A 12738-nucleotide genomic window follows, 5' to 3' on the forward strand; every position below is an offset into this window, starting at 1 on the left:
CCTAAATTACCACCCTGAAAGTCAAGTTTATCCTTGCCCGCATAGGTTTAACTGATTTAGCTATGCGGTGTTCCCAGTTCTCCTGCAATCCGCCTTTCATCAACAGGAATGAGCCATGCTCCAGCCTTATAGAATATCGTTCGCTGTGGTCCTGCTTATTGCGGATATCAAAACTGCGTACCTGCCCAAAGCTAACCGAGGCAATAATCGGATTTCGACCCAATACGCTTTCCCGGTCGCTGTGCCAGGCTACCGAGTCGTTGCCATCACGGTAGTAATTTAGCAATACGCTGTTAAATTTTACGCCGGCAAAAGGTTCTACCTCCTCTTTAATCATCAGCAAGTCATCCGTCCACGGCAACGGGTTGGCAATTTTTCCCGCTACCGAATAATCCGTGCCCGGGTCGCCGTACCGGGTGCTCAGGCGTGGGGTAGGGTATTCTTTGTCCCACATTTTTTGCACGGTTTGTTTCCAGGGTGTTTCGTTTATAAATTTATCCAGTAAATGGTCGCTTTCCTGTTGGGTAAAAAATCCCGGCCTGTAATCCAGCAATTCAGCAGGCAGTCCCTTGCTTTGCCCGGCTTCAGCAAAAAAGCTTAATTGTTCTGTTAGCATACGCACTAATCCTTTCCTTTATCTGATTTTTTTTGTAGAGACACAATATCTTGTGTCTCTGAAAATATATGTGGAAAACATATGATTTACCTGCACGCGGGATACACAAGGTATTGTGTATCTACAGTTTGTCATTTATATAACCTCTACATAATTAATAATGAATTTTGCCAGTTGCTCCTGCTCGGCTATGGTTAATTCATCGCCATCATATATCCAGTAACCTTCGGTATCAAACAATATCTGGCCCAAATAATCCGGGTTTTTCTCATCGGGCAGATGGCGGGTATCGGCACCATAGGCCACGTATAATTTATAGGTGAGCGCCCTGTTGTCGTCATCTATGTCGGGCACTACGCGCACAATTTCGTCGGGGCCCTGCCTGCGCTTAACCCATGCCTTGGCTTCTTTCAGCAAAAAAGTAGTATTCATAACCTGTTCACTTAAAATGATAAAAACAAAAGTGGAAAATATTTTGTAATAATTTATATAAAATGCTAAAAAAATTAGCATAACTTTACAGTCCGGGAAAATTTAGAGTTCATGGTCGACGCAAAAAAAGATATCATTAGCCAGTTGCAAAAGGATATTTTGCTTTGGGAGGGCTTTAAGCCCCCGCCACCGGGCGCTTCCGGTTTGGCCGGTCTGGGGCCTGTGGAGGCTGCTTTTCCTAACGGCGTATTCCCGACAGGTGCGGTACATGAATTTTTAAGTACCGAACCAGAGCATGCAGCAGCGGCAGGGGGCTTTATTAACGGCCTGCTGTCGGCATTGATGCAACAGGGGGGCGCCTGTTTGTGGATCAGCCAGTCGCGCACCCTTTTCCCGCCGGCACTGAAAGTGTTTGGGGTTGAGCCCGACAAGATTATTTTTATCGACCTAAAAAAAGAAAAAGACGTGCTTTGGGCTACTGAAGAAGCCTTGAAATGCGAAGGCCTTGCTGCGGTAGTTGCAGAGGTGCGCGAAATAAGCTTTACCGAATCGCGGCGGCTGCAGCTGGCGGTTGAGCAAAGCAGGGTGACGGGTTTTATTCTTCGCGGTGTAACACGTAAGCTAAGTACTACCGCCTGTGTTGCCCGCTGGAAAATTACCCCATTACCGAGCGAACTGGAGGGCAATATGCCGGGTGTAGGACATCCGCGGTGGAATGTGGAGTTGCTAAAGGTACGCAACGGCAGCCCCGGTGTTTGGAAAATGGAATGGGCGGCAGGGCAGTTTAATATGATTGCCGAACCTGTTGCTGAAGAAATGTTACACGAAGAAAGATGGGCGGGATGATATGCAAAAGCGATTTGTAACCATATGGTTCCGGCATTTACTTACGGACTGGATGACCATTCGCCAACCCGATTTAAAGGATATACCCTTTGTTTTTGCAGCACCCCACCATGGCAGGCTGATAATTACTGCAGCCAATACGCCAGCCGAGGCCCAGGGCATAACCGCCGGAATGGTAGCGGCAGATGCCAAGGCTATCGTTCCGGGATTAAAAGTGATAGATGACATCCCCGGGCAAAATCTTAAACTGCTGAAGGCGCTTGGCCTGTGGTGTATCCGCTACAGCCCCATTATAGCTGTCGACCCACCTGATGGATTGATTATGGATGTAAGCGGCTGCACACATCTTTGGGGTGGCGAACGGGGTTATATAAAAGAAGTTGTTAACCGCTTACGGGGCAAAGGCTATGATGTTCGCGCAGCCATTGCCGATACCATTGGCACAGCCTGGGCCATTGCCCGCTTTGGGCAGGTAACGCCTGTTATTGAGCCGGGCGGGCACACAAACGCCCTGCTGCCCTTGCCACCCGCAGGGTTAAGATTGGAGCCGGTTGTTTTGGAACGGCTGCATAAACTGGGGTTGATTACCATCCGGAGTTTTATCAGCATGCCGCGTTCGGTTTTACGCCGCCGTTTTGGTGAGGGATTGCTGCTGAGGCTTGCGCAGGCATTGGGACAGGAAGATGAAGTGATAATCCCCCTGTTGCCTGTTCAACCGTATGAAGAGCGGTTGCCTTGTTTGGAGCCCATCTGTACCAAGGTCGGGATTGAAATTGCCATACAACGATTGTTAGAAACGCTCTGCAAGCGCCTGCAGCAGGAAGGAAAAGGCCTGCGCACAGCCGTATTAAAAGGCTACCGGGTTGATGGTAAGCTGGAGCAGGTACAAATAGGCACCAATCGCGCCACTTATAATAGCGGCCATCTTTTTAAACTGTTTGAGCTTCAAATCGCTAAGATTGAGCCTGCTCTCGGCATTGAACTTTTTACATTGACAGCACCAAAAGTTGAAGATGTTTCACCCTTGCAGGAGGCCTTGTGGGCAGGTAAACCGGGGCTAGATGATTTGGGCGTGGCCGAGTTGTTAGACAGGCTGGCCGGTAAAATAGGGCCGGGGGCTATTCATCGCTACCTGCCCGATGAACATTACTGGCCCGAGCGGTCGGTTAAGGTTGCTGGTTCCATTCGCGAGCGGCCGTCTGTTGATTGGCGGACAGACAGGCCCCGCCCGGTACAACTGTTAAACAGGCCCGAACCAATAGAAGTAAGCGCCCCGATACCCGATTACCCGCCCATGCTGTTTATTTATAAAGGCAAGCGACACCAAATTAAAAAAGCCGATGGCCCCGAACGCATAGAGCGTGAATGGTGGCTGGATGCCGGGCAGCACCGCGATTATTATAACGTAGAGGATGAGGAGGGGCAAAGGTACTGGCTGTTTCGTTCCGGGCACTATGCGGGCAGCCAGGGTAATCAATGGTTTATACATGGATTTTTTGCATGAGCTACACAGAATTACAGGTAACAACCAATTTTAGCTTCCTGCGGGGAGCGTCGCACCCGGACGAGATGGTGGAGCAGGCGGCCGCTTATGGCTATACCGCTATTGCAGTAACCGACCGTAACAGCTTTGCCGGCATTGTACGCGCCCATGCCGCAACCCGCCAAACCAATATGCGGATTATACCCGCCTGCCGCTTGGATTTGCTCGACGGACCCAGCCTGCTGGCTTACCCTACAGATAAAGATGCTTACAGCCTGCTTTCAGGGTTGCTTACCAAAGGCAATTTGCGGGCCGAAAAAGGGGAGTGCCATTTATATAGAAATGATGTTTATGAGCATAGCAAAGGGTTAAAGTTTATAGCTATTCCCCCGGCTGAGCTTACGCCCTCATTTGAGTTTGAGCTGTCCTTTCAGCAAACTCTAAAAGAATACCGCGAGGCTTTGGGTGATGGGCTTTACCTGGCTGCCACCCGTTCCTATTATGGTGATGATGGTAAACGGCTTTACCGGCTTTCGCAGTTATCAACAAAACTCAATATGCCATTGGTTGCCACTAACGATGTGCATTACCACGAGCCGGCCCGGCGCGAACTACAGGATATATTAACCTGTGTGCGCGAAAAGTGTACTATTCATAACGCAGGTTTTCGCCTGCACCAAAATGCAGAAAGGTACCTGAAACCTATTGACGAGATGGTGCGCCTTTTTCGACAATATCCCGATGCCATCCACCAAACACAAGAAATTGCTGAGGCCTGCCAGTTTTCGCTGGATAGTTTAAAATATGTTTACCCTAAGGAATTAACTACCGGGGGGCGCACACCTATGGAAGAACTTACCTTTTTAACCTGGGAAGGCGCTAATGAGCGATACAAAGGCAATGTTCCTGAAAAAGTGATTAAACAGGTTAAAACAGAGCTGGAATTTATGGAAAGAAAGGATTTAGCCAATTATTTCCTTACTGTTCATGATTTTGTGCGCTATGCCCGCAGCAAAGATATTTTATGCCAGGGCAGGGGCTCGGCAGCTAATTCGGTGGTTTGCTATTGTTTGGGGATTACCTCGGTCGATCCTACAAAATTTAACCTGCTGTTTGCCAGGTTTATGTCGGATGCAAGGGACGAACCACCTGATATTGACGTGGATTTTGAGCATGAACGCCGCGAGGAGGTTATCCAGTATATTTATGAAAAGTACGGCCGCGACCGTGCCGCCATTGTGGCCACTGTTACCCAGCAGCGTCAAAAAGGCGCCATTCGTGATGTGGGGAAGGCGATGGGTTTGTCGGTTGATACCATTAACCGGCTTTCTGGTTCCATCTGGCATTATTCGGAGGAATGGTTTGAAGGGAAACTGCTGGCTGAGCAGGGGCTTAGTGAGGATGATGCCCATTTAAAAAAAGTGCTGGAACTTACCAAACAAATGCTGGGCTTTCCGCGGCAGTTAGGGCAGCATACCGGTGGCTTTGTTATTACGCAGGGAAAATTGTCTGATCTGTGTCCCATTATGAATGCCCGTATGGAAGACCGTACCTGCATTGAATGGAATAAGGATGATATTGATGCGCTTGGCTTTTTAAAGGTTGATGTGCTGGCGCTGGGCATGCTTACCTGCATCCGTAAGGCATTCGACCTTTTGAATGCGCATTATGGCATTAAACATACCCTGGCAAGCGTGCCACAGGATGATATGGCGGTTTACGAAATGATCAGCCATGCCGACACGCTCGGCGTTTTCCAGATCGAGAGCCGGGCACAGATGTCGATGCTGCCCCGTCTGCGGCCAAAATGTTTTTATGATTTGGTGATAGAAGTTGCCATTGTACGGCCCGGCCCCATACAGGGTGATATGGTGCACCCTTACCTGCGCCGCCGTAATGGCGAGGATGCGGTTGAATATCCATCGGAAGAGTTGAAAAAAATATTGGGCAGAACGCTGGGGGTGCCACTTTTCCAGGAGCAGGCTATGGAGATCGCCATTGTAGCTGCCGGTTTTACAGCAGCCGAAGCCGATGGCTTGCGCCGTAGCATGGCTACCTTTAAGGCGAAAGGACTGGTGAGCCAGTATAAAAGAAAACTGGTGGACGGTATGGTTGCCAAAGGCTATAAAGAGGACTTTGCACAGCGCGTATTTAAACAATTGGAGGGTTTTGGCAGCTATGGTTTCCCCGAGAGCCATGCCGCCAGTTTTGCGCTGCTGGTTTATATTTCGTCGTGGATAAAATGTTATTACCCCGATGTATTTGCTACGGCCCTGCTTAACAGCCTGCCCATGGGCTTTTACCAGCCGGCACAAATAGTTATTGATGCCCGCAAACATGGCGTGGAGATGCTACCGGTAGATGTAAATGAATCTGTTTGGGATAATAAAATGGAAGAACGGACAGATAAATATCATCCCGTTCGCCTCGGTTTCAGGCACATAAAAGGCTTGCGAGAGGAAGATGTACGGGAGCTTTTAACCGCGCGTGTAACAAATTACACCAGCGTCCATGCCCTGCGCGACGCCGGTGTGCCCCACGCGGCATTGGAAAGACTGGCTGATGCCGATGCCTTCCGCTCGCTGGGTCTCGACCGCAGACAGGCTTTGTGGGAAGTATCAGCCCTGCACGACAGGCCAATTGCGTTATTTGAGGGCCAGCCATCAGCCAGCGCCGCCGAGATACAGGTAACACTGCCTTTAATGAGTCCATCCGAACACGTGGTGCAGGATTATGCCTCAACCTCCTTATCCTTAAAAGCCCACCCTGTTAGTTTTGTGCGCGAAAAATTGCGGATGCTGCATATTAAATCAACCGAAGAGTTAATGGGTGTGAAAGATGGTGAACCTGTAAAAGTTGCCGGCCTGGTTACTGTGCGCCAAAGGCCGGGCACAGCCAAAGGTATTTGCTTTGTAACCATTGAGGACGAAACCGGCTTCAGCAACCTGGTAGTGTTTGAAAAACTGTTCGAAAAATATCGCAAAGAGGTATTACAAGCCCGGCTTTTAATGGTGGATGGCAAACTGCAGCGCGAGGGCGAAGTGGTACACGTTATTGTAAAACGTTGTTACGATTTGTCGAAACTGTTGCGCGGGCTTACAGTAGCCGATAAAGAAGATTTGCCTGTGCTTACTCTATCCCGCGCCGATGAAAAAACCAATCCTTTCCCGGCAGAGAATAAGCGGATAACCTTGCATGAAATATCGCAAAAAGACGTGTATCCGGCGGCTAGGGATTTTAAGTGATATTGGGTTTTAAACTGCTGTTATGTATTTTAGCTTTTGAATATTAGCAAATTTAACACATGAAAGTGTTAGTCTTCGGTCCATCCGGCTCCGGTAAAACTTATACTAATATTCCAGATAGTCAATAAGTATAAATCCACATTTTTAAACGGCATATTTACTAAATCGAACTAAAAAAAGAAGGTTAAACACACGTTTTTAAGCGTTTTTTAACAAGTGTTAGTTGCGTTATTTTTAAAAAAATCATTTAAAGGGGCTTCAAATAGTATTCAAATATCAATAAATCAGACTGTTATAAATAATTAAAAAATCTCAAAATCAGGTTTGCCAATTGCCCCCGGTTTTGTACTTTTGACCCCGGAGAGCTGGCAGAGTGGTCGATTGCGGCAGTCTTGAAAACTGTTGACTGTAACAGGTCCTGGGGTTCGAATCCCTAGCTCTCCGCACATTTCGGTATCAAAACTAAACAAAAGCCTGCAAATCAAATGATTGCAGGCTTTTGTGTTTTAATCGAAACCCCTAATAATACACCATTTCTCGACAAAAAAGGGCGTGATTAGGTGAGTAGTTTTAAGGGATAGTACAACTCACCGAATATGACATAACTATTTGACATACAGCATGTTCAAAAACTGAACATCTTGACTGGAAGTATCTGCAAAGCTAAATTTGTTTCACTTTTTAATGTAAAAACATTATGAAAACTAATTTCAGCTTACTCTTCTATATGAAGAAGCAAAAAAACTACCAATCAGGTTCCGCGCCGATCTACATTCGCATCACCGTAAGCGGAAAACGTTCTGAAACCACAACAGGACGTGAATGTGAACCATCCCGCTGGAACGCAGGCGCAGGCCGTGCCAATGGCACAAAAGAAGATACCAGGGCATTTAATGCGTTTCTGGACGATTTGCAAACCAAAGTCTATCAGGCACACCGGCTACTAACTGAAGCGGATGAATTAATTACCGCAGAAACCATCCGTAACAAGTTCCTGGGCAAAACAGAAAAACCACGTTCTTTAATTGAAATATTTAAGGATCATAATAAAAAGGTGGGAGCCCTTATTGGGAAAGAGTATGCCAAAGGTACTTTATGCCGCTATCAAACCTCTTTAAAGCACACTATTGATTTCCTGAAATGGAAGTATAACCTTACCGACATTGACATTAAAAAGGTAGATCATGCCTTTTTGATGGAATATGAGTTTTACTTACGTTCCGAACGTAAATGTGCAAATAACTCTGCTGTTAAATATATCAAGAACTTTGGCAAGATCATCCGCATTTGTATTGCCAACAGGTGGCTTATTTATGACCCTTTCCTAAACTACAAGAATAAAATAAAAACCGTTGACCGGGTTTATCTGACAACTGGTGAACTACAGGAAATGACCAATAAAGATATGGTAACTGACCGCTTAACACAGGTTAGGGACATTTTCCTATTTTGTTGTTTTACCGGGCTGGCTTATGCGGATGTAAAAAAACTGCGCAGATGGGATTTGGTAACTGGAATAGATGGCGAACAATGGATTTCTATAAAAAGGCAAAAAACTGACACCCCTTCCCGCATTCCTTTACTGCCCGCAGCCTCTACCCTGATGCAACGTTATGTCGATCATCCGAATTGTGAGAACAGCGGCAGGGTATTACCGGTATTGAGCAATCAGAAAATGAATGCCTACCTAAAGGAGATAGCTGACGTATGCGGAATTAATAAGCCCATAACCTTCCATATTGCCCGTCACACATTTGCAACAACTGTAACGCTCTTAAACGGCGTACCTATTGAAAGCGTATCGAAAATGTTAGGTCACACCAATATCAAGACGACACAGCATTATGCTAAGATACTGGATATTAAAGTTGGTGCCGATATGGCAGTACTGAAAAAGAAGTTTGCTTCACCTAAAATAATTACAAAAAGAATCATTAAACCGAAGCAAAGAAAAAATCAAACAATAATTCAAAACGAAAAACCTATTATATGAATAAGGAAATTATCATTCCCGAAGAAAGAATACTAACAAAAATCTTCCTTATCAGGGGCGAGAAAGTAATTTTAGACGTACATCTTGCGGAATTGTACGGTGTTGAAACCAGGGCCTTGAAACAGGCGGTAAAAAGAAATTCTGGCAGATTTCCCCCTGACTTTATGTATGTTTTGACCGAACAGGAAATTGAAGCGGTGGTATCACAAAATGTGATACCACACAAAAAGTTCTTTGGGGGCTCTTCCCCCTATGCATTTTCTGAGACCGGGGTGGCCATGTTGAGCAGCGTATTAAAAAGCGATAAAGCGGTAGAAATGAACATCATGATCATCCGCACCTTTGTCACATTGAGAAAAATTGCTCTGAATTACCGAGAGATTATGCAGAAGCTGGAAACAATGGAATCAGAAAATGACGGAAAGTTCAAAGAGATTTACGCGGCTTTAAATCACTTGCTAAGTCCGCCAAACCCGCCACGAAAACGGATTGGTTACAAATCGGATGATTTGTAAAGATTATATGAAGTTCACAGGACATCATTGGTGTCAGCATTATGTTGCGGTATGTTTAGGTTTGAGGTATATTTATACTTTATCGAAGTGCCAAATGTATTCTCATAACCAGCAATCGAACTAAAATAGAACATGAACCTAAAAACAAACTATCCCGATTGCCTATATAATAGCCATAAAGACCTTAATCTTGGCAGTGTTCAGTTGCGGTATCTTGATTTGCAAACGCCATCGCTGATCACAATTTTTGAATTAGAACGTCCCGCCATTTTAGCTCATAGTCAACTTGCTGAAATACAAGCAAGCCTCGGGAACGCAGGGAACGACGATTTTGCATTTAGTTAGGTGAGCCAACATACCCGGCCGGATCGATCCCTGGGTATTAGTAATACTGATTCTTACAAAATCCGCTTTGGAGGTTTCCGACAATTCAGGATTAATAAATTCGACCTTGCCGCTGAGGACATGTTCGCCTAAATCGAGAAAGGATACACTAATCCGGTCATTAACTTTATCGCTCCCCACTTCGTTTAGCGTATAGTTGTGCCCCTACCCATATACCTGCGAGTTACAATTGCATGCGGTAAGTATGAGCTTGGTTTGCAATCCCTTATAAATTAATGTTGGCATCATTTTAGTACACTCTAAGTCTCACGACAGAACATTGAAAAGGTTGGAAGTTACTGATAATGAAATCATACAGTTGGTGCGCTCAAAAAAAAGAGCGGGTGCCGAAGCATTGTATGATATTTACAGCAAGTCGCTGTTTTTAGCCATCATTCGAATCATCCCCGAAAAAGAGCCGGCAGAGGAAGTTCTGTTACAAACTTATATCAGGACTTGGAACTCTTTTGAAGAATATAATACGGCAAGTTGTACGCTTCTGGCTTGGATGATGCGTACCGCACGCGAACTGGCCAAAGAAAGATCAGCGGTTAAAGTAATAACCACCGTCTGACTGGTTAGCTTTTACAAGCTGGCTCGATTTTTAGCACATAGATTATAAACCAATAAAAACATGAAAAAATTAATGATCGCCTTGATCAGGCGGAAAAGGCCACGGATCATTAAGAGCCTGTTTAATTTTTGTTCAATAATAGTTTGATAGCGGCAAGCTTGGTCATATTTTCAGAAATAGGAAAGCTTTTTCTTTTTAATAGATGTGCATGCAGGTCTTATTAAATTAAAAAATTTGTCACTTCAATGTTTGATTTTTAATATTCGCTAAACTAAAAGCCCTCCTGGGTATCCTAATTACGTATGTCTGTTAGAATGAATTGTTATTAATACGGTTGAGTGATGAGGGAGAATAGGGTTTTGGCAATTGAGGATGATCAGGATATTCTGGACACTTACGAATATCTTCTTAAGGATGCCGGTTATCAGGTTAGTTTATCGTTAAACGGTGAAGATATATTTAAACAGATCATGACAGCAAAGCCTCATTTAATTATTTTGGATATTCGTTTAGGTAACCTTGACGGGGGGGAAAATTTGGCTGCTGCAAAACAAAAACACAATACTTCAGGCTCAAAGATCAGCATTTGTGCGCACCTGGTTTTAATTTAGATACAAAATTAGTTCCAGCGATAAATACTCTTTATTTTACAACTTACAGAGGATTAAATAACCGGGGGACGCAAATTGTTTTCTGTTAATAGTCACCGTCCTCCTGGCAGGCTTGATGTATCCGTTTACCTTCTTAACTGCACTTACCGGATCTAATCCTAAATGATCCTTGTTTAACAAGCATTTTACATGACTGTTAATATTCCCTATGCATCATCTTAATTTAATGATTTATAGCGCGATAAATGATTATGATCATATTTTATAATGATTACAATCAATCTAAAAAAAAGCGCGAGTTATAATTTTACATTCAAACGAATCTTTAATCAACTGGTAATTATTACCACTTAAAAATCTAAGAAAATGAAAAAGTTAAATTGTTTTTTGATACTGTCAGGATGTTTTCTGGCCCTATCGCAGAGTTCTTTTGCTCAAAAAGACAGCAGCGGAATTTATAAAACAGCTGCAGCCTTTGAGCAACAAAAATTGTCTTATGCTATCAATTACAAAACAGAAAAGCATAAAATAAAAGACGACTTTTTATTCAGTGCAAGCAAAATAAAAGTTGTTCACGAGGGAACGACTTATATATTGGATAAGAATAGTACATATGGTTACAAAAATACTAACGGCGAAGTGTTCAGATTTGTTAACAACAAGGAATACAAGTTGCTTAATCCCGAATAATCATCATTATTGCTGTATGCTTATACGCAAACCACAGGCTCAGGTAAAGGAACCTCTCGGCATTACTCGATTTATTTCTTTAGTGCCGATGCATCTTTAACTCCGCAGGCATTAACAAAGGATAACCTAAAGGCGGCATTTCCTAATAATCACAAATTCCATGATTCTCTGGACGCAAACTTCAAAACTGACGGTGAACTGCCTGCTTACGATACTTTTCACAAAATGTTTAAGCTAAACAGGGTTTTCCATAACAGCTTGAAATAAAAATGATTATATCTCATTTGAGTGCTAACAAAATGCCACTAAATAATGTTGCATTCAAATGAGTCTTTAAAATAAACAATCATAAAAAAATCGCCTAAAAAACTTGCACTATTAAGTGTAGCTGTTTTGCTTTTGTTTTCAGCTAGTGCGTTTTATCAGCAGACACCCTGGAAAGTTGCAGCTTCTGCGGATGCCAAAAAAGAATCCGCATAAGGCTGACGACGCTACTATTGCGGACGGTAAAGTCTTACACTAAGCATTGTTTGTCCTGACACGGAAAGAAAGGAAAAGGTGACAGAAAATCTGCTGCTACCTTAAATAAGGAGCCAGGAGACTTTCGACAACAAAAACACGAGGACAAAGCGATGGAGCACTGCTCTGGAAGATTGAAGTAGGAAGAAAGACATGCCTAAGAAAATTGGGCGGGGAGGCTTAATAAGCCTTTATTCCCGAAAAATTGGCATTTTATGTGTTCCCCGTTTGTTTTTTTAGATTGGATTTAAAACCTATCTAGTTGGTTGTACTTAAAAATCAATAAGACATTTATTATGCAATTAAGACTAATTCGTATTTAAAACATACTCACTTATGGTACAAGCCCTTATAAAATTTGCTTTACGAAACCGGTTTATAGTATTGCTACTTGCAGGCGGCCTATTTGCCTGGGGAATCTATGCCGTCAAACAAAATCCCGTTGATGCTATACCGGATTTATCGGAAAACCAGGTGATCGTTTTTACAGAATGGATGGGGCGCAGCCCGCAGCTCATAGAGGACCAAATCACCTATCCGCTGGTATCTAATCTGCAGGGAATACCCAATATCAAATCAGTACGGGGAACTTCCATGTTCGGCATGAGTTTCGTGTACGTGATCTTTGAAGATGATGTGGATATTTACTGGGCACGTACCCGTGTTCTGGAACGGTTAAATTATGCGCTAAGGCTGTTACCCCAGGGAATAACCCCTGCCTTAGGTCCCGATGGAACGGGAGTAGGCCATATTTTCTGGTATCACCTCAATGCCCCAAAAATGGATCTTGGAGAACAGCGGGCGCTGCAGGACTGGTACATCAAGTTTGC

General features: G+C 44.1%; 12 protein-coding genes and 1 tRNA gene. 10 read left to right on the plus strand and 3 right to left on the minus strand.

Features of this window, described 5'->3' with window-relative positions; genetic code table 11:
* Position 1: 1 nt before the first annotated feature.
* Positions 2 to 616 (minus strand): alpha-ketoglutarate-dependent dioxygenase AlkB, encoded by a 615-nt coding sequence (locus Q0R52_RS19810; RefSeq protein WP_295797450.1) that lies wholly within the window; start codon positions 614 to 616, stop codon positions 2 to 4.
* A 135-nt stretch (positions 617 to 751) separates the two neighbouring features.
* The gene (locus Q0R52_RS19815) at positions 752 to 1048 is read right to left on the minus strand and encodes a hypothetical protein (protein ID WP_295797453.1); all 297 of its coding nucleotides are present in this window, start codon (positions 1046 to 1048) and stop codon (positions 752 to 754) included.
* A gap of 111 nt (positions 1049 to 1159) precedes the next feature.
* On the opposite strand from Q0R52_RS19815, the gene Q0R52_RS19820 reads away from it, so the two are divergent.
* The 6 genes from Q0R52_RS19820 to Q0R52_RS19845 all read left to right on the plus strand — a co-directional run bounded on the left by Q0R52_RS19820 (position 1160) and on the right by Q0R52_RS19845 (position 9130).
* A complete protein-coding gene (locus Q0R52_RS19820; RefSeq protein ID WP_295797456.1) occupies positions 1160 to 1894 on the plus strand; it encodes an Error-prone repair protein ImuA in 735 nt (244 codons plus the stop codon).
* A 1-nt stretch (position 1895) separates the two neighbouring features.
* Complete coding sequence (locus Q0R52_RS19825) at positions 1896 to 3398, plus strand: DNA polymerase Y family protein (RefSeq protein WP_295797458.1); 1503 nt, start codon at positions 1896 to 1898, stop codon at positions 3396 to 3398.
* The gene (locus Q0R52_RS19830) at positions 3395 to 6622 is read left to right on the plus strand and encodes an error-prone DNA polymerase (protein WP_295797461.1); all 3228 of its coding nucleotides are present in this window, start codon (positions 3395 to 3397) and stop codon (positions 6620 to 6622) included. Before Q0R52_RS19825 ends, Q0R52_RS19830 begins: the two co-directional genes overlap by 4 nt.
* A 359-nt stretch (positions 6623 to 6981) precedes the next feature.
* A tRNA-Ser gene (locus Q0R52_RS19835) sits at positions 6982 to 7066 on the plus strand.
* Between the two features lie 283 nt (positions 7067 to 7349).
* A complete protein-coding gene (locus Q0R52_RS19840; protein WP_366520923.1) occupies positions 7350 to 8615 on the plus strand; it encodes a site-specific integrase in 1266 nt (421 codons plus the stop codon).
* Entirely contained in the window at positions 8612 to 9130 is a 519-nt protein-coding gene (locus Q0R52_RS19845) for an ORF6N domain-containing protein (protein WP_295797466.1), read from the plus strand. Before Q0R52_RS19840 ends, Q0R52_RS19845 begins: the two co-directional genes overlap by 4 nt.
* Before the next feature lie 270 nt (positions 9131 to 9400).
* Here Q0R52_RS19845 and Q0R52_RS29375 read toward each other — a convergent pair whose 3' ends face one another.
* Positions 9401 to 9655, minus strand: coding sequence for an efflux RND transporter periplasmic adaptor subunit (locus Q0R52_RS29375; protein WP_366520924.1), 255 nt, complete (start codon positions 9653 to 9655; stop codon positions 9401 to 9403).
* Positions 9656 to 9803: 148 nt separating this feature from the next.
* Here Q0R52_RS29375 and Q0R52_RS19850 point away from each other — a divergent pair, with 148 nt between their 5' ends.
* The 4 genes from Q0R52_RS19850 to Q0R52_RS19865 form a co-directional block, all read left to right on the plus strand.
* Positions 9804 to 10088: a hypothetical protein gene (locus Q0R52_RS19850; protein ID WP_295797469.1), complete on the plus strand. Its 285-nt coding sequence runs from the start codon at positions 9804 to 9806 to the stop codon at positions 10086 to 10088.
* A gap of 341 nt (positions 10089 to 10429) precedes the next feature.
* Complete coding sequence (locus Q0R52_RS19855) at positions 10430 to 10699, plus strand: response regulator (RefSeq protein WP_295797471.1); 270 nt, start codon at positions 10430 to 10432, stop codon at positions 10697 to 10699.
* Positions 10700 to 11065: 366 nt separating this feature from the next.
* Positions 11066 to 11389 carry a hypothetical protein gene (locus Q0R52_RS19860; protein WP_295797474.1) on the plus strand — a complete coding sequence of 108 codons (324 nt, stop codon included), beginning with the start codon at positions 11066 to 11068 and terminating at the stop codon, positions 11387 to 11389.
* 855 nt (positions 11390 to 12244) lie between these two features.
* The coding region (locus Q0R52_RS19865) for an efflux RND transporter permease subunit (protein ID WP_295797477.1) at positions 12245 to 12738 on the plus strand (494 nt) is incomplete at its 3' end.

It is taken from the genome of Mucilaginibacter sp. (assembly GCF_025359345.1).
Classification (GTDB): Bacteria; Bacteroidota; Bacteroidia; order Sphingobacteriales; family Sphingobacteriaceae; genus Mucilaginibacter.

What these genes read in the sequence shown, in the direction of transcription:
- Q0R52_RS19810 (WP_295797450.1), bottom strand. Translation starts at nt 616, where the DNA reads ATGCTAACAGAACAATTAAGCTTTTTTGCTGAAGCCGGGCAAAGCAAG.
- Q0R52_RS19820 (WP_295797456.1), top strand. Translation starts at nt 1,160, where the DNA reads ATGGTCGACGCAAAAAAAGATATCATTAGCCAGTTGCAAAAGGATATT.
- Q0R52_RS19825 (WP_295797458.1), top strand. Translation starts at nt 1,896, where the DNA reads ATGCAAAAGCGATTTGTAACCATATGGTTCCGGCATTTACTTACGGAC.
- Q0R52_RS19840 (WP_366520923.1), top strand. Translation starts at nt 7,350, where the DNA reads ATGAAGAAGCAAAAAAACTACCAATCAGGTTCCGCGCCGATCTACATT.
- Q0R52_RS19815 (WP_295797453.1), bottom strand. Translation starts at nt 1,048, where the DNA reads ATGAATACTACTTTTTTGCTGAAAGAAGCCAAGGCATGGGTTAAGCGC.
- Q0R52_RS19860 (WP_295797474.1), top strand. Translation starts at nt 11,066, where the DNA reads ATGAAAAAGTTAAATTGTTTTTTGATACTGTCAGGATGTTTTCTGGCC.
- Q0R52_RS19845 (WP_295797466.1), top strand. Translation starts at nt 8,612, where the DNA reads ATGAATAAGGAAATTATCATTCCCGAAGAAAGAATACTAACAAAAATC.
- Q0R52_RS19855 (WP_295797471.1), top strand. Translation starts at nt 10,430, where the DNA reads ATGAGGGAGAATAGGGTTTTGGCAATTGAGGATGATCAGGATATTCTG.
- Q0R52_RS19830 (WP_295797461.1), top strand. Translation starts at nt 3,395, where the DNA reads ATGAGCTACACAGAATTACAGGTAACAACCAATTTTAGCTTCCTGCGG.